Annotated in this window: 17 protein-coding genes; 7 read left to right on the forward strand and 10 right to left on the reverse strand. The window is 49.2% G+C overall.

The genetic code is table 11. The features are described 5' to 3' along the window. Window positions 1-336: 336 nt before the first annotated feature. Together NIM72_RS02600 and NIM72_RS02605 are read right to left on the reverse strand one after the other, a co-directional pair. The gene (locus tag NIM72_RS02600) at window positions 337-717 is read right to left on the reverse strand and encodes a YgiW/YdeI family stress tolerance OB fold protein (RefSeq protein WP_161736742.1); all 381 of its coding nucleotides are present in this window, start codon (window positions 715-717) and stop codon (window positions 337-339) included. Window positions 718-1,373: 656 nt separating this feature from the next. After that, complete coding sequence (locus NIM72_RS02605; RefSeq protein ID WP_253418486.1) at window positions 1,374-1,793, reverse strand: DUF1090 family protein; 420 nt, start codon at window positions 1,791-1,793, stop codon at window positions 1,374-1,376. A 384-nt stretch (window positions 1,794-2,177) separates the two neighbouring features. Between NIM72_RS02605 and NIM72_RS02610 the strand changes: the two genes are divergently transcribed. The 3 genes from NIM72_RS02610 to NIM72_RS02620 all read left to right on the forward strand — a co-directional run bounded on the left by NIM72_RS02610 (window position 2,178) and on the right by NIM72_RS02620 (window position 3,434). Next, window positions 2,178-2,414, forward strand: a complete 237-nt coding sequence (locus NIM72_RS02610) for a YgdI/YgdR family lipoprotein (RefSeq protein WP_161736740.1) — start codon at window positions 2,178-2,180, stop codon at window positions 2,412-2,414. Between the two features lie 62 nt (window positions 2,415-2,476). Next, window positions 2,477-3,019 (forward strand): YfaZ family outer membrane protein, encoded by a 543-nt coding sequence (locus tag NIM72_RS02615; protein ID WP_222925698.1) that lies wholly within the window; start codon window positions 2,477-2,479, stop codon window positions 3,017-3,019. Between the two features lie 109 nt (window positions 3,020-3,128). Next, a complete protein-coding gene (locus NIM72_RS02620) occupies window positions 3,129-3,434 on the forward strand; it encodes a hypothetical protein (RefSeq protein WP_371876259.1) in 306 nt (101 codons plus the stop codon). Between the two features lie 44 nt (window positions 3,435-3,478). On the opposite strand, the gene NIM72_RS02625 is transcribed toward NIM72_RS02620, so the two are convergent. After that, complete coding sequence (locus NIM72_RS02625) at window positions 3,479-3,664, reverse strand: DUF2256 domain-containing protein (RefSeq protein WP_135911148.1); 186 nt, start codon at window positions 3,662-3,664, stop codon at window positions 3,479-3,481. A gap of 1,208 nt (window positions 3,665-4,872) precedes the next feature. Between NIM72_RS02625 and NIM72_RS02630 the strand changes: the two genes are divergently transcribed. After that, window positions 4,873-5,274 (forward strand): H-NS family nucleoid-associated regulatory protein, encoded by a 402-nt coding sequence (locus NIM72_RS02630; protein ID WP_098049800.1) that lies wholly within the window; start codon window positions 4,873-4,875, stop codon window positions 5,272-5,274. 223 nt (window positions 5,275-5,497) lie between these two features. On the opposite strand, the gene NIM72_RS02635 is transcribed toward NIM72_RS02630, so the two are convergent. Then, on the reverse strand, window positions 5,498-5,950 hold the full coding sequence (locus NIM72_RS02635) for a VOC family protein (RefSeq protein WP_253418655.1): 453 nt from the start codon (window positions 5,948-5,950) through the stop codon (window positions 5,498-5,500). A gap of 55 nt (window positions 5,951-6,005) precedes the next feature. Beyond that, window positions 6,006-7,577 carry a sensor domain-containing diguanylate cyclase gene (locus tag NIM72_RS02640; RefSeq protein WP_253418488.1) on the reverse strand — a complete coding sequence of 524 codons (1,572 nt, stop codon included), beginning with the start codon at window positions 7,575-7,577 and terminating at the stop codon, window positions 6,006-6,008. Between the two features lie 274 nt (window positions 7,578-7,851). Here NIM72_RS02640 and NIM72_RS02645 point away from each other — a divergent pair, with 274 nt between their 5' ends. After that, the gene (locus NIM72_RS02645) at window positions 7,852-8,253 is read left to right on the forward strand and encodes an H-NS family nucleoid-associated regulatory protein (RefSeq protein ID WP_253418491.1); all 402 of its coding nucleotides are present in this window, start codon (window positions 7,852-7,854) and stop codon (window positions 8,251-8,253) included. 90 nt (window positions 8,254-8,343) lie between these two features. Here NIM72_RS02645 and NIM72_RS02650 read toward each other — a convergent pair whose 3' ends face one another. The 4 genes from NIM72_RS02650 to NIM72_RS02665 all read right to left on the reverse strand — a co-directional run bounded on the left by NIM72_RS02650 (window position 8,344) and on the right by NIM72_RS02665 (window position 13,560). Continuing rightward, entirely contained in the window at window positions 8,344-9,336 is a 993-nt protein-coding gene (locus NIM72_RS02650) for a GlxA family transcriptional regulator (protein WP_253418494.1), read from the reverse strand. A gap of 75 nt (window positions 9,337-9,411) precedes the next feature. Next, entirely contained in the window at window positions 9,412-10,191 is a 780-nt protein-coding gene (locus NIM72_RS02655) for an MBL fold metallo-hydrolase (RefSeq protein ID WP_253418497.1), read from the reverse strand. 274 nt (window positions 10,192-10,465) lie between these two features. Continuing rightward, window positions 10,466-11,482, reverse strand: a complete 1,017-nt coding sequence (locus NIM72_RS02660; RefSeq protein ID WP_107320469.1) for an NAD(P)-dependent alcohol dehydrogenase — start codon at window positions 11,480-11,482, stop codon at window positions 10,466-10,468. A 104-nt stretch (window positions 11,483-11,586) separates the two neighbouring features. Then, complete coding sequence (locus NIM72_RS02665; RefSeq protein ID WP_222925694.1) at window positions 11,587-13,560, reverse strand: methyl-accepting chemotaxis protein; 1,974 nt, start codon at window positions 13,558-13,560, stop codon at window positions 11,587-11,589. Window positions 13,561-13,918: 358 nt separating this feature from the next. Here NIM72_RS02665 and NIM72_RS02670 point away from each other — a divergent pair, with 358 nt between their 5' ends. Then, window positions 13,919-14,158, forward strand: a complete 240-nt coding sequence (locus NIM72_RS02670) for a type II toxin-antitoxin system RelB/DinJ family antitoxin (protein ID WP_253418658.1) — start codon at window positions 13,919-13,921, stop codon at window positions 14,156-14,158. A gap of 135 nt (window positions 14,159-14,293) precedes the next feature. Here NIM72_RS02670 and NIM72_RS02675 read toward each other — a convergent pair whose 3' ends face one another. Next, a complete protein-coding gene (locus NIM72_RS02675) occupies window positions 14,294-14,587 on the reverse strand; it encodes a hypothetical protein (protein ID WP_161736671.1) in 294 nt (97 codons plus the stop codon). Between the two features lie 201 nt (window positions 14,588-14,788). On the opposite strand from NIM72_RS02675, the gene NIM72_RS02680 reads away from it, so the two are divergent. Beyond that, a complete protein-coding gene (locus NIM72_RS02680) occupies window positions 14,789-14,965 on the forward strand; it encodes a general stress protein (protein ID WP_009093122.1) in 177 nt (58 codons plus the stop codon). Window positions 14,966-15,031: the final 66 nt, after the last annotated feature.

The raw sequence follows: 15,031 nt of genomic DNA on the forward strand, positions 1-15,031 counted from the left end.
ACGGCTTGTCAATGAGCACTCGGGCTTTCAGAACGGCTCGCTTAGATTTGGCCAAAAACATGCACATTTCATAGGAAGATCGCCTGTTCAGATATCCACAAACAAGTGTGTTGTAACTAATCTATATCTGCTTCAGGACTGATTCAGTACCATTTTATAAGTTGTGAATGCACCGTCTCATCCGATGTTAAACCTTGACGTTTTTGTCATCGCTATCCTGCCGGACAGGCTTCGTGAATATTTATTGCTTACTCTGGAATACCCAACCGGGAACGTGCATATAAAAATGACAGTGGCCCGGCTTCAGGTCACTGCCATATCAGTGGTAAATACAGGTTACTTCAGAACACGGACCGTTTTCACATCAATTTCAACGCTGTTCCAGTCTTTATCGACTTCGCCTTCTATGCGGACTTTGTCAGCGGGTGACAATGATTGTCCCATCCAGCGCTTGTCGTCGATATCGACGTAAATCGTTCCAGTGGCATCTTTAAATTCATAAAGTTCATGACCAACCTGTCGGATGATATTGCCTTCAAGAACGACCCATGCGTCGTCACGTAGTGTTTTAGCCTGAGCCACTGAAGCGACACCCGGTGTCGGGCCTTTAAAACCGCCCAGCGAAGACCCCTGCCCTGCCGGATTAATAAATCCTTCCTGCGCAGAAACACCCAGACTCATTCCTGCTAATAACACCGCCAACATAATCTTTTTCATATTTTTATCTCCGTTAAATTTCCAGGGTAATTTACATCCCAGATCTTAACGGGATCTTAAGAAGTTTTATTGTCTGCACGTGTTTTGAAAATGTCATCAGTAAGGCGCTCGCACCATAAAACCATTAAAAAAATAATCAAAGTTGAATCTATGTTAACAATCAACAAAGTATAACAATAAATTAAAACCCTCTTGTTGGAAATAACCTCTTTAACACTGTTCTCAATATGGCAATAATAATAATTAATATCTACCTATTTCCGCACAAATTACTTAGCTCGCCTGCAGGTTGATAGTTATCATTTTCTGGCATAGATATATCCCGGTATTAAATTATTCTGTATCGCAGCTTTGCTCATGAAGTATTTTGTAATGTTTATAACCACTCGATTGAGTGGTTTTTTTATGTCTTATTTCAGCTAGTTAACTTAAACCTGTAACGCTGATTATACACGCCCCGATTGCAGGGAGGGATTTTCTGGTGCCACGGAGATAGGGAGTGGCGACAGGTATTGACTGCTCATCTGAACAAGCAGCTAACTGTCTTTTATAGCATTGCGACACTTATAAAAACGGTGTTGTGACTAATAACGAAAGAGGCAGAGATCATCAAAACGTTTTCAGGCTCACATAGTGAGCCTGAAAATAGTGGGATATCAGTTCAGTCTCTGAGCATCTGCCTCAGCTTCTTTTAAATCCATTTTTGCAGATTCAAGCTTCAGCTTCTTCTCTTCTACCTTTGTCATTTTTTTTCTGATTTTATCGCTACGTCCATCGACTCTGGCCTCAGCCAGTTCCTGCTGTGCTTCCTGAAGTTCAAGTTCCGCTTTTTTGACTTTCATCTCACGTTTACTGACATCATGAGAGGCACGCGTTGCCTGACGCTCATCAGTACAATAGGTTTCAATTTTGTTACGCGCAATATTGAGCCGTGCAATTTCTGCACTATTTCCATGTATTTTAGCGATTTCGCTTTTAGCTGAAATATCTGCGAGTTGATCTTTGCAGGAATCAGTTGCAGCGAACACGGTTAATGGTGAAGCAACCAGAACAAAAGCGATAATTGTTTTTTTCATAGCTATATTAAATCCTTGTTAAATTACACTAATCAGAATGATATTGCCGGTTCAATATAGCGAAAAGGAAAATAGCCACAACATAAAATTTGAAACATTAAATTATCATGTCATTAAGTCGCTATTGTTAAATGATTGGTTAGCACTTGATAGGATTCTTCATGCATATCACTTTTGGGAACCAGAAAAGTGCAATGCGTTTATTTAAACACCTTAGTTTTTAAACAATGTGCAATAATTAATCCTCTTCTGAGCAAACTATGGAAATGATCCAGATCATTTTTTTGAGCATTCGGGTCGGTACTCTTTGATTGTTATCATGTCGTTTAACAAACACAGCTAATAATACCGCATCTTCTTAAAGAACAACGAGTGGAAAGTAAAATGACATCTTTCAATTATGGCAGAAAATTTGCCTTCGCTTTCGTGATGATGGTTTCAGTTATGTCCATTTCCGCCTGCTCAGGCAATTATGTCATCTCCACCAATGACGGCCACATGATAACCACCCATGGTAAACCCGTCAGAGATAAAGAAACGGGCATGCTCTCCTATAAAGATGCGGACGGAAACATGCATCAGTTGCAGCAGCATGATGTTAAAGAAATGGTGCAAAAGTAAATCGCTTTAAACAACGATATTGATTGATTCCCTGAAAACTCCTGATGTGGAAAAAATGAGCAATGAAAATTTCCCTAATTAGCCTTGGTTTGCTGCTGTGTGTTTCTTCATCTGCAATGGCCATTGGCCTGAATGCTGAACAAGGTAAAAACACCTCTGCGCTGGATGCTGAAATTGGCCGTTCTTCCGGCGGACTCTATCTGGACAGCCAGTGGATCAAAAATACGGCAGATGGTGTGCAGATTGGTCAGGCGGGTACCGGCTATAACCTGGAAATGGGTCCGGTGATGCTGACCGCTGGCGTTAAAGCTACCTACATCGGTGGCAAAAAAGGGGATAACGGCGTCGCATTTCCTGTCGGCGGCGGTGTGAAAATCAATCTGCCTGCCGATTTTGCGATTTATGGTGAGGGGTATTCCGCGCCGGAACAGCTGACCAACAGCGTTAAGAATTTTGTGGAAGCAAACGCTGGCGTCAGCTGGTCACCTTTAGGCCCACTGGTCTTAAAAGTGGGCTACCGCTATGCGGGTGTCGATGGCAAAGATGGACGTCCAGGCCATACGCTGATCGATGGACCGTACATTGGTGGCGGTCTGACATTTTAATGTCGGCTGAAAATTTATTTTTGCAGGTGAGGAAGCACGTTCAGTTGACCAGACTGGCTTCCTTACTGAATAACTCGCCTCAAGGCTGGCGGGTGTCGCTGAGGAACAGATGATGAAACCTTTGATGCTGATGTTGTTCACTCTTTGTCTGACCGGATGTGTGCAATATAAATGGGTCAAACCCGATGCATCTGAGCAGCAGGAAACCATCGCAGAAACAGCCTGTCAGGCTCAGGCGCTGCGGGATTTACCGCCTGATAATATCGTCAGTGGTAAATACACCTCGAAAGACAGTAAAGATAAGACGACTGATACCGACTACTCCACCAGTGACGCCAATGAAAGTCAGCGCGAGATACTGGTGAAAGATTGCATGTTTAAAAAAGGCTGGCAACAGATTGAGGTTCAGCAATAGAGGTCTGTGAGGCCAGGTCAAAACCTGGCCTGTTCCTTTGAGTTTTACTTGTTCCGCTCAGCGTTTATTTCTGCATCATCTTTATGCTGCGCAGAACGCTGACGCCGGCAACGCTCTGAGCAATACAAAACCTCATTCCAGCACTTCTCCCACTTTTTACGCCATGACATCGGTTTGTTACACGTTTTACAGTAACGAACCGGTAATGATTTTTTATTGCCCTTAAACACTTCAGACCTCTGCAGAAGTAATCATCGCGCTGACGTTAACGCATCTGTTGTTCAGTGTAGCTTACTGAGGTTATTCCTCCCCATGTTTGCATTAGCAACATGTATACCGCGTTCAGATCAGATGATGCTGATGCCTGACCTTACCCGCTCAGCCCCAGAACGGATTGATAGTGCGAACTTATCATTAGCAACTATTTAAACTTGCGTTACTCTCTGTAACCTAAGAATGAACCCTGCTTAAATGAGAATCCACAGGGTTAATTACACCAGGCAACAGTACAGCGTCGTTCATACACGCACTCACCGGGCCGATTATTACTCTGTTCTGCTATACCTTACGTGGTGGACTTGAGACGAGAACACGTTGTCAAACCACTTATCAATCCTGGTCGAAGTTGTTCAACCAGGCGCTGAGTTTAATGCGTCTTAAGCAATAATCCTGGATAAAATGGCACACAGGCCTGAATCCACAGTATGCCATGAGGTTATTAGTTGCAGACTCTGAATGAACAAAGGGTAATTATTACCGTAAATAATCAGTTTAATGGTAAGGGACAGGCAATGATTCTGCTCAACCGCTACCCAGCAGTTTGAGTGCACAGCACATTTCACGCATATTTAAACCAACCGGCAGACAATTTTGCAGCGCTGTTATGCGTTATGTTACGTTTCTGAAAACAGAGAAATTCATAGGAAAATTAAATTATTATCATGAACTTACCACTGTGAGGCTGAATCAGCTTTTCAGTAAATAAACGAGAGAAATAATTTATAGCGGGATCTTTACAGCGAAATTATGCACAGCAGCATTGCCCTGTACGGTAACTTCGTGTGAGCTTTGCAGCTAACGTTATCCTCTTTATCAGGACGAGCATGCGAATAGCGAAGCGACTCCGCTGCCACTACAGAAAAATCAGCACGATTAATCCATAGCCCCGCTAAATTACTCTGCTTCTCAGATGATACGGGTTTTAGCCATTTTGAGTGAAGTAAGTAAAAAAATGGCGTAAATTTACTTTTGTTTAACGAGCATGCGTTCAATAGAGTTTCAACTCTCTCAGAAACAGATTAATATGTTAAAGTTGAACTATTGGTTCTGTATTATGATTCTTCGAAGGCAAGCATTTTAAAAAAGCAGGTCTGACGAAAAGCATCAGCGTGAACCCGCTCTGTATTTTTATTATCTGAACATGACTATGGTGACTTTGATGAGTGACACTCTCAACAGCTTGAATAATATCCGTACCCTCCGCGCAAATGCTCGCGAGCTTGACCTTGCTGCCCTGGAAGAAATGCTGGAAAAACTGTCTGTTGTGGTCAGTGAGCGACGTGAAGAAGCTCAGGCTTCTGAAGCGGCTAATCGTGAAAAAGCTGAGAAACTGGCAAAATATCGTGAATTATTGTTGCAGGAAGGTATCGATCCTAACGAACTGTTAAATGGTATGCCCACTGCGCCCGCTGAGAAGAAAAAACGTGCGCCTCGTCCGGCTAAATATCAGTATACCGACGAGAATGGTGACGTTAAGCAGTGGACAGGTCAGGGCCGTACCCCATCGGCTATTAAATCAGCCATCGATGCAGGTAAATCGCTGGACGATTTTCTGATCTAATTCAGAATGCCTGGATGATAACCGCCTGGCATTACCCAGGCGGTTTTTTATCATCAACAGACAGAAACATATCAATCAACAACACCTACTTTTCCTGCCTTTCATGCACTGCAATCCTCCTTCATACACAATCATGCACAGACACTATCCTGAATGTAATAACCGAAATGCTCTGCGTAATCGCGTTGCAGATAAAAGGCTTTATTCACTTACCTGAGCCGTTTTATCTATTCACAACCGACGGGGACTTACGGGCCCTGATGATTGCCAACCCGATCTGCTGACCAAATGAAAGTTCAAGCGTATTACCATCAGGATCGGCAAAAAATGCCCAGTAACCAACGGGTATTTCAGATTGCTGCGCATCGCGTCGCAATACACCTTCGCGCCGCGCAATTGCCACTTTTTCATCTATCTCTTTGCGACTGCCGCAGGCTACGCCAATATGACCAAAAGGCCCCAGTGGCGTATCGTTACTGTTATCAGATTGCACCAGTACCAGAGCAAAAGGTCGGGTCAGGTCAGACAGCCATGCGACTTTTTGCGCTTCCGCAATACCCGGTGCTCGCTGATGTATTACCTGCATCCCGGCATAACGATGATAAAAATCTACGCTTTTTTCTAAATCACATACCTGTAAAGCAAGATGAGTGAAACCGGTATCGTCTGACATGATCGCTCCCTGTTGAGGTTGAGCGATTACCGTGCCACAGGTGCAGTTCAGAATTTGATCACGCGTGCTGAGCCGGGCGCTTTTCACACATCACCCGGTTGCGCCCTGCCCGTTTCGCACGATACAAGGCCTCATCCGCACGCTCTATCAGCGCCTGTTTCCCTTGCTGTGAATCAGTAGCCAGATACATGGCACAGCCTGCACTCAGGGTAATGTGCTTTTGCGGCAGCTCAGTGGTCATATGCGGAATAGTGAGCAGATTGACGGCTGCGATGATGGACTCCGCCAGGTCCAGCGCAGCGGACAGCGGTTGTTCAGACAAAATGATGGCAAACTCTTCGCCGCCATAGCGGGCTGTGAGTTCGTTTTTGCGCCGGGCGGCGTGTTTCAGAACGGTGGCCACTTTTTTCAGACAGTCGTCACCGGCTACATGACCGTAAGTGTCGTTGTAACGTTTAAAATAGTCGATATCAAACAGAATCAGTGACACGGGCATGCCACTCAGCTCCGCATTCAGCAGGCTTTCTGTCAGCATGTGGTCGAAATGGCGACGGTTAGCAACCCCTGTCAGCCCGTCACTCTGTGCCTGATTTTCCAGGGAGCGATTCGCTGCTGTCAGTTCATCGCGTAATCGTGTCAGCTCACGCTGATAACGCAGCGTATGGCGCACCTGACGCAGCACAAACGCACCCAGTAAAAGAATAACAAGTAGCAGAGCCAGACTCAGAATCAGATCCTGTACCCAGCTCTTAAGCCAGTAGTTAAAGAGGGCACGCTTATCGTAGCCCGCGGCTACCACCAGCGGATATCGCTGTGAGCGGACAAAACCGAAGATGCGCTTTTTACCATCAAGCGCAGCCGTCCACTGACCGCTTCCTTTATCCGAATTGGCCAGGATCTTCAGGAACAGCGGACTCACTGAAAGATTTTTGCCGATGTAGCTATCGGGCATCGGCCGGGCGTAAAGCATCGTACTGTCTGCCAGCATCAGCACCAGCACATCGCCATCACTGAGTTCGTAGTAGCTGTAGAAACGGCGAAAGTAGTCCACTTTAACGGTGGCGAGCAATACACCCTTAAAACCGTTGTAAGCATCGTTGACCCGCAGGGTAACCGGAATTACCAGTTCGTGCGTGGTGCGGCTGCGAATGACCGGGCCGATATGCAGGTTATTGCGCGGGCTGGCACGATGATAATCGAAATACTCACGATCGGAATTATCAACACCTGGCGGTATCCTGCTCATCGAGGTCGCTATCCACCGGCCGCGCTCATCATAGTAGAACAGACCGTGAAGTTGCGGCAGATGGCTCTGCAAGAGATGCATCGTCTGACTCAATGCCTTACCCTCTGCACCGGTGGTGGCGAGCTGCTTTTCAAGCTCACGTTGTACTTCGCGCAATGAAAGTTCGGTTTGCAGAAACGTATCGTCAGCCTGCCGCGCCTGCGAAAGTGAGAGATTCACGGCCGTATCCTCAGCTTTACGGACGGTTTCATTCCAGTCTTCCCGCAGCGTCCACACATTTAATCCAATTACCGCCACAGTGAGTAATACACCTGAAAGCATTATGCTTCTCAGCAGCGGTGAAATTTCTGGCGCAGGACCATCGTTTTTACGGCGAAACTTCATGCCTGTCCTTAATAAACCCGGTTGACTGATTTAAGCACAGTTAATCAAAAGCAAAAATGCAAATCCTGCAATCCCGCTTCGATAATGACAATCTGCATTAAAACAGCAGAATTCGCTTAAATCCTCACCTTAACTGGCTCAATCAGTGTTCATAGTGCAGCATTACTAGCGAATAAATCCACATTTAAGCTTCAATTCGCAGGCACGTAAATGTTACCCTTGCTGGCTGAATAATTTGCACTTTATTGATTAGCCTGGATATTTGAGGAAATTTATGAATAAGAACCTGAGCAGCCTGAATAATATCCGCACGCTTCGTGCAGAGGCGCGCAATATGGCTCTGGATATGCTCGAAGAGTTGCGCCAGAAATTAGAGACCGTAGTAAATGAGCGTCGTGATGAGGAAAACGCGCGGGCAGCAGAAGCCCGTGAAAAAGCGGAGAAGCTGGCGTTTTACCAGGAGCTGTTGCTGGAAGAAGGCATTGACCCAGCGGAGCTGGTAAATAGCGCATCGCCTTCCGAAACCGGTACAAAGAAACGCGCGAAACGTCCGGCCAAATACCGTTACACCGATGAAAATGGCCTGGTCCGTTACTGGACCGGTCAGGGTCGAACGCCCTCCGTCATTAAAGCGGCGATTGAAAATGGTCAGTCGCTGGATGATTTCCTGCTTTAATCGCAACATTTCTGCCGGAATAGTGACCGCTACTGTGTGACACTATTCCGGCATTAAAATCCCGGAATGCCGATAGCCATCCCGACTTGATCATGCGTTATCTTTTGCCACTTTCTCGTCGTTCACCCTCTTCTGTGGACCACGAAACGTCCGGCGCCACTCGCTGGGAGAGACGCCAAACCGGGATTTGAAACGCTGCCGGAATGAGACAGGTGAATCAAAGCCTGCCTTTGCTGCTACACATTCAATGCTGATGCCGGTGGTTTCCAGTAACTGCTGGCTACGCTGCAGACGCTCAGCCGTCAGCCAATCGCCCAGTGACATCCCCGTCGCCTTATGAAAATGGCGCGTCAGCGTTCGCCGGCTCATGCTGAGTGTGTGCGCGAGTGAGTCCAGATCCTGCGGCTGATGCAGATTCTCTCGCAGGAATGCCAGCAGTGCATTGATCTTACCGTCTCGCGTGGACGCCGGAACTGGCCGCTCAATAAATTGCGCCTGTCCGCCTTCACGGTAAGGCGGCACCACCATACGTCTGGCCACCCGATTCGCTACGGCGCTGCCATAGTGCTGACGGATGATGTCCAGACAGCAGTCGATACCCGCCGCAGTGCCGGCAGAGGTGATAAGACGATCGTCCCGGGTATAAAGGGCATTGCTGTCGAGCAGAACCTGCGGAAAGCGTTCGCTGAAGTCACGCTCAAATTCCCAGTGGGTAGCAGCCCGATGCTGATCAAGCAGGCCTGCATAAGCCAGTACGTAAGTCCCCAGACAAAGTCCGACGACCTCCGCGCCACGCTGCCAGGTAGCCATCAGCTTATCAAGCAGCGCCTGTGACGGTTTTTCGTCCGGATTGTGCCAGTATGGCACGATAACGATATCTGCCTGATCAAGCAGGGTTAGCCCATGCGCCACCATGATTGACAGCCCCATCTCTGAGATCACCGGGCCTGATTTTTCTGCACAGATATCAATATGAAACAGATCCTGCTGCGGCAGAGCAGAGCCGAACAGAATGCAGGGAACTGAAAAATGAAATGGACTAAAACCGGCTGTTGCCAGCACAGCAACTCTCAGAGCAGCCATCTTCCCCCCCTTATTGTGTGAAAATGTATGATTAAGAATGAACCGCGCAACTGGGCCGGTTTAATGCCACGATGCTCAGAACATCATCGTTTCACCATCTTCCGGGATCACTACCTGGTCAGCAATATCCTGTTCCTGGGTGTAAGCTCGCAGTTCAGCGCGTGTCAGCAGACAATGGTTGATCGCTTCCATGTGCGAAGTTACCAGTGTCGCTTCAGGCAGAATATTGAGCGTACGCAGCGTATCCTCTTTTCCCATGATAATCGGGCCATAGAGATCGTTAGTCGCATTGCCGGCATTGATTACCACGACCTGCGGCTGAAAACGTTGCAGCGTTCTGACATAAGGCTTAACCCAGACGGTATCCCCGGCAATGTAGAGCGTTTTTTCTGACGGATGGGTAAACACCAGACCACAGGCATCACCCAGAATATCGCCCATTGTTTTGTCGGCGTACAACGCATTGCTGCCATGCTGACCCTCTGTTTTGTGGATTGTCAGGCCGTCGACAAACGAATTTTCATCCTGCAGCACCCGCACATGTGCAAAACCCTGCGAACGAATCAGCGCTGCATCACTTTCATTCTGGCTATAGATCATCATCGTCTTCGGTATAAGCTGCTGCGCAGCCTCGTCCCAATGGTCCATATGTGTGTGGGTGACAATCACTGCATCTACCTCCAGCAGCGCCTCAACCGGGAGAGGCAGCTCAACCATGGGATTGCGCAGATGGGGACGGGCGTTACCGGTAAAGCCTGGCCACGCTTCTTTATCAGCCAGCATCGGATCGATCATGAATCTATTGCCTGCATACTCCAGCAGCAGTGTGGCATTACGAATCTGGGTCAGCTTCATTGTGTGCTCCATAAACGGTCTGTTTTGATATCAGCCAGGCTTACAGGCTGCGATACGTTCACTTTACCGCATGCTCTGACCTGCCCGTGACAGGCTCACAGGACAGTGTTCGATGGATTCGGGCCAGTTTTGAATGTATCGCTGACGGGAGTCCGAGCTTGATGGAAGAAAGGGCATGACCTGATTGTGAAACAAATTATCAGGAGCAGGGCTGACAACATGAGGACAAAAAAAATGCCGCAGCAGGCTGCGGCATATTCATTTCAGATTCGCATCAGAAATCGGCTTTAAGAACCACGCGGTAATTGGCTTTACCGGCGCGGACGTGATCCAGCGCTTTATTGATGTCTGACATCGGGAAGAATTCAACCTGTGGCGCAATATCCGCACGCGATGCGAGTCGCAACAGCGAGCGCAGCTGGCCTGGTGAGCCGGTTGATGAACCGGTTACCGCTTTGTCGCCCAGGATCAGATCAAAAGCACTGACTTCAATCGGCTTCATTACGGCACCCACAGTGTGGAATTTACCCTGAGGTGCCAGCGCGGCGAAATAAGGTTTCCAGTCCAGGTCGACTGCCACGGTGCTCAGGATCAGATCAAAACGACCCGCCTGCTTCTTCAGGGCTTCAGGATCACGGCTGTTAACCACTTCATCCGCACCCATATCCAGAATCGACTGCTTCTTATCCGGCGTTGAGCTGAAGGCCACGACTTCGGCACCCATCGCGTGCAGGAGTTTAATCGCGATATGGCCCAGACCGCCAATACCAATCACGCCAACACGGCTGGTCGCAGTGATGTTGCTCATCAGCAGGGGTTTAAATACGGTAATACCGCCGCACAGCAGCGGACCGGCGCTGGCCGCATCCAGTTTTTCCGGCAGCGGGATAACCCATTGCCAGTCGGCGCGCAGCTTCTCGGCAAAACCACCCTTGTTCATGATGGTCGGGATGCTGCCCTGCTGACAGTTAACCTGCTCGCCGTTGATACAGGCATCGCAGTGCTGACAGCTTTTGGCTGTCCAGCCAATTCCTACACGCTGGCCGATTGAGAGACCTTTGCTTTTAGCCGCTTCGCCCAGGGCTGAAACCCGGCCAATCACTTCATGTCCTGCAATCACCGGGAACTGAGAGATGCCCCATTCGTTATCGATCATCGACAGATCTGAGTGGCAGACGCCACAATATTCCACCTGGACTTCGACTTCTTCGGCTGCCAGCTCGGCGGCATCGTACTCATAGAGTTCAAGGGCCTGGCCAGCCTGCATGGCTGCATAACTTTTGATTTTCATTAGTACCTCTGCGTGGTTAATCACCGACAAGTGTAACAACTGAAAGCCTGCCTTGCCTGGCCGTTACGCTTACACCGCACTTTTTTGTCTTTTATGTTGATAAATCAGCCTTTAACCTGCGCCCCGGAAAGCGTTTGTAACACTTTGAGCTGCGCGACCGCTTCCTGCATCGCGTCCATTCCCTGCGTCAGTTCACGCAGGCTGCCGAGATGCTTCGCAATGTCGGCGCGCTCATGTCGGGTCTGCTGATTCATGGCTGCCAGCGTATCGGCCGCGCTGATGCTGCGCTCAGCCATCTGTGCCGCCGTCTGTGCCGAGTCATTGGCCACCAGCCGGATCCGTGAGATGGTGGTAACCGCCTCGCCGATGTTACTCGCCGTGGCTTCAGCCTGCTCTTTCGACGAATGTGCCAGACGACGAACTTCGCCTGCTACTACGGCGAAGCCGCGGCCAGCCTCGCCTGCACGTGCTGCTTCGACAGCGGCATTCAGCGCCAGAATGTTAGTCTGGAAAGCTATATTGCTGATGCCATGCGTAATCTCATTGATGCCATTCGATATTTTTTCCAGATCGTCAAGCCCTTCATCCAGCCGGCCCTGCGCCTGCTGACTCTCAGTGGCGATGTTGCTGATGTTACGGATACTGCTTTCTGCCAGACTCAGCGTTTCGCCCTGGCTGTGAGTCGCCGTTTCCAGTACCGGTAGCGCCTCCATCAGCGGCGTCAGCGCCTGCTGATAGTTGATCACCCGATCCAGCACCCGTGTCTGAATGCTGTTCAGCGCTTCCCAGCGGCGCAACGCGCGCTGCGCGTAATGGGCAGCGTAACCGGCATACTCCACCGGAAACTGGCTCATCGCTTTGACGTCATGATTGAAAAACACCAGCGCCGAAAGCGTCTGATTGATTGGCACGCCCAGGATTTCACCAAAGCTGGAAAAGCCGGCCGCGGCAATCCCTTTGAAGAAGTGGGCATTGTGCAGTTTGTCAGCATTACCTACACGACGCAGGATACAGTCGTTCATGAGTATTGCGGCCGGTTTGCCATGCCGGGCAGTAAAAGCCTGCCACTCCTGCTGTGTCGCCTGTTTAAAGTCTTTTTCTTCCATCAGGAACAGCCGATCGCCAAACTCAAGGTCACAGAAAAAGTGCACGCCACCCGATTCAATTTTGGCGATCGAGCGAATGAAGTACTCCCCACCGACTTTAACGCCGAAAGTTAACCCCTTTAGCCGCTCGGTCAACTGCGCTTCGGTGCAGTTGAGATGTTCACACAGCGACGCGACAAACGGCTGCTGCTGACCCTGACGGTTAAATACAGAAGTGACGGTGCGCGCAATCGGATCGGCTTCAGCAATCAGCCAGCTCTGCTCGCGTGGCGTGAAGTTCTGGCTTTTAAACGGCGCAAAGGATTTTCCTGCTGCCATCTGGCAGAACACGATGACAGCCTTGCCCTGCAGTACCCTCCCACCCGCACCAATCCAGGTGCCATCAAAGGTGATTTTGCCGCCCGCTGAACCACCAATCGCCAGGCAGGGAAAACGCCCACAGTTGTACCAGGCCTGCATCAGAAAGCCTTCTGACGCTGACAATCCATCGCAGTAAATCATGGCGAAAGTACGATCCGCCGAAAGCGGCATCCGCACCTGCAACCGTGCCAGCTCCTGCTGGATGGCGGTGATACGCTGGCTGGCGGTCTGTGTGTCGGCGACATGCAGGTCGACAATGTGTGTCTCATGACTGGCGATCAGCGTGTCGGGCAGCCAGAGATAGCTTCCTTCCGGGCCATTCCCCTCACAGTAGGTACTTTGTGATCGACTGCTGCTCAGCGCACCGTTGGAAGAGAGCGTCAGCACCGTCAGATCGGGGGTGTTAAAGCGCTGCCAGGCCTGACTGACCCGCTGAAAATCGGCTTCTGGTGGAACAAACGTCATCAGGATCCCGCCCGCGCGCGAGCTTAAACCAATGGAAGAGAGTGAATCTGGCAACGCACGACAATCCCAGGTGCCATTCGCTGGCTGGCTGCTACGCCTAAGACGGGCAACAGGCAGGCGTCTTTTGATCGTCTTAATGATCGACATATTATTATTTTCGCTTTTATGTGAGTAACTTGCGCTTAATTCGCATTGTCTGATGTGTATAAAAGGAGGGCTAAATGCAGGTCCGTTCGCGTTCAGAACTCGTCGCTGAGTGCCGGATTCATCATTGACTGGCGCGCTCAACGCCATTGAGTTATCGCCACCAGCGGGAAAACCTTTAACGATTGCTGCAGTTGGTTTAATGGATGAGTTTGTTACATTTTCGTAGCATAAAATAATACAGGACGAGAGTCTGGTGGGCAGATGTAAAGCTGTGCTGGTAACTGATGTCTGCTGTTTGCGATGCAGACTCACCAATACGCTAATTGTAATGTCAAATGTAAATACAAAAGGGCTGACCCTGGGCACAATTAACATTCGAATCGATGATGATCTGAAAACACCATCCTATGCTGCGCCCGAAAAAATGGGTGTAACGCCATCTGATGCGCTGCGCCTCATGGCTGAATATATCGCAGATAATGAACGTCTTCCCTTTAAGCAGACGTTACTCAGTGACGAAGATGCAACGTTAGCAGACAGCGTTAAAGAACGCCTGAGGAACCTTGAGCCTGTACGGGTCACACTGGATGATCGTTAATGCGCTGGGTCGGTTATGTGGTGGCTGTCGGAAAAAGAGAGCACTCAGAGGTTTATTCTGCGGCCTCCTGGCGTCTCTCTTAATCGGACGCCTTCACTGCTAAAAATGAGCAGCTCTCTGCTCATTATGCACTCTTTATGCACTCTGCTCCTGCCAGTGCCGTTCGCAACGCTCCCGCGCTTCGGCAGTCAAATCGCGTAGATCGGGCAGCGTATCGCCGGAGCCGTAGCCCATTGATCCCATCGCTTCCTGCTGTTCATCCTGCGCAGCAAAAGTGATTTTCTCCTCCAGTTTCTGCCAGCTATCGCCCTGCTGTCGTGAGATCACAGCAAAAGTGGGCGTCTGTGCATCATCGCCGTAGATTTCATATTTCTGCTTCTGCTCGTCAGAACCAAACTCAAGCGTGTCGATTAATGTCGCGTCGCTCATAGCATTCTCCTTTTTCGTCAGGCCTTTAAGCGTAGCTCATCAGTCATTGCCCTGCTGTGGCTAACCGGCAGAAGAAATTTAATCTCTGCCTTATCAAGGCCTTGACGCTGTGCATTTGCATAAACGAAGCGGGCGACTATGCTTCCTGGTGTGACTAGCTAGTCCTTTTTATCTAATGGAACATTGATATGAGGTCTTCCTATGACACAACAGAAATACAGAGGTGGTGCCGGTAATTTTGCCAACGATCCGGAACGTGCGAGTGAAGCTGGCAGTGCAGGAGGCAAAGTCAGTGGGGGCAATTTCAAAAATGATCATGAGAAAGCCAGGGAAGCCGGTCGGAAAGGAGGCAAGATTAGTCGCCGTCCTTCTAAGTAATTCTGAATAAAGCGCTTTAGGACGTTTTACGCCATGGAGTGGCATCTCTCCTGAGTGAACCCACGA

The sequence above is a fragment of the Pantoea sp. B550 genome (assembly GCF_024158165.1).
GTDB lineage: Bacteria > Pseudomonadota > Gammaproteobacteria > Enterobacterales > Enterobacteriaceae > Pantoea > Pantoea alfalfae.

Bases quoted from the DNA above. Each gene is read 5' to 3' on its own strand.
- NIM72_RS02600 (WP_161736742.1), bottom strand. From the start codon at position 717: ATGAAAAAGATTATGTTGGCGGTGTTATTAGCAGGAATGAGTCTGGGT.
- NIM72_RS02605 (WP_253418486.1), bottom strand. From the start codon at position 1,793: ATGAAAAAAACAATTATCGCTTTTGTTCTGGTTGCTTCACCATTAACC.
- NIM72_RS02610 (WP_161736740.1), top strand. From the start codon at position 2,178: ATGACATCTTTCAATTATGGCAGAAAATTTGCCTTCGCTTTCGTGATG.
- NIM72_RS02615 (WP_222925698.1), top strand. From the start codon at position 2,477: ATGAAAATTTCCCTAATTAGCCTTGGTTTGCTGCTGTGTGTTTCTTCA.
- NIM72_RS02620 (WP_371876259.1), top strand. From the start codon at position 3,129: ATGATGAAACCTTTGATGCTGATGTTGTTCACTCTTTGTCTGACCGGA.
- NIM72_RS02630 (WP_098049800.1), top strand. From the start codon at position 4,873: ATGAGTGACACTCTCAACAGCTTGAATAATATCCGTACCCTCCGCGCA.
- NIM72_RS02640 (WP_253418488.1), bottom strand. From the start codon at position 7,577: ATGAAGTTTCGCCGTAAAAACGATGGTCCTGCGCCAGAAATTTCACCG.
- NIM72_RS02645 (WP_253418491.1), top strand. From the start codon at position 7,852: ATGAATAAGAACCTGAGCAGCCTGAATAATATCCGCACGCTTCGTGCA.
- NIM72_RS02650 (WP_253418494.1), bottom strand. From the start codon at position 9,336: ATGGCTGCTCTGAGAGTTGCTGTGCTGGCAACAGCCGGTTTTAGTCCA.
- NIM72_RS02655 (WP_253418497.1), bottom strand. From the start codon at position 10,191: ATGAAGCTGACCCAGATTCGTAATGCCACACTGCTGCTGGAGTATGCA.
- NIM72_RS02660 (WP_107320469.1), bottom strand. From the start codon at position 11,482: ATGAAAATCAAAAGTTATGCAGCCATGCAGGCTGGCCAGGCCCTTGAA.
- NIM72_RS02665 (WP_222925694.1), bottom strand. From the start codon at position 13,560: ATGTCGATCATTAAGACGATCAAAAGACGCCTGCCTGTTGCCCGTCTT.
- NIM72_RS02675 (WP_161736671.1), bottom strand. From the start codon at position 14,587: ATGAGCGACGCGACATTAATCGACACGCTTGAGTTTGGTTCTGACGAG.
- NIM72_RS02680 (WP_009093122.1), top strand. From the start codon at position 14,789: ATGACACAACAGAAATACAGAGGTGGTGCCGGTAATTTTGCCAACGAT.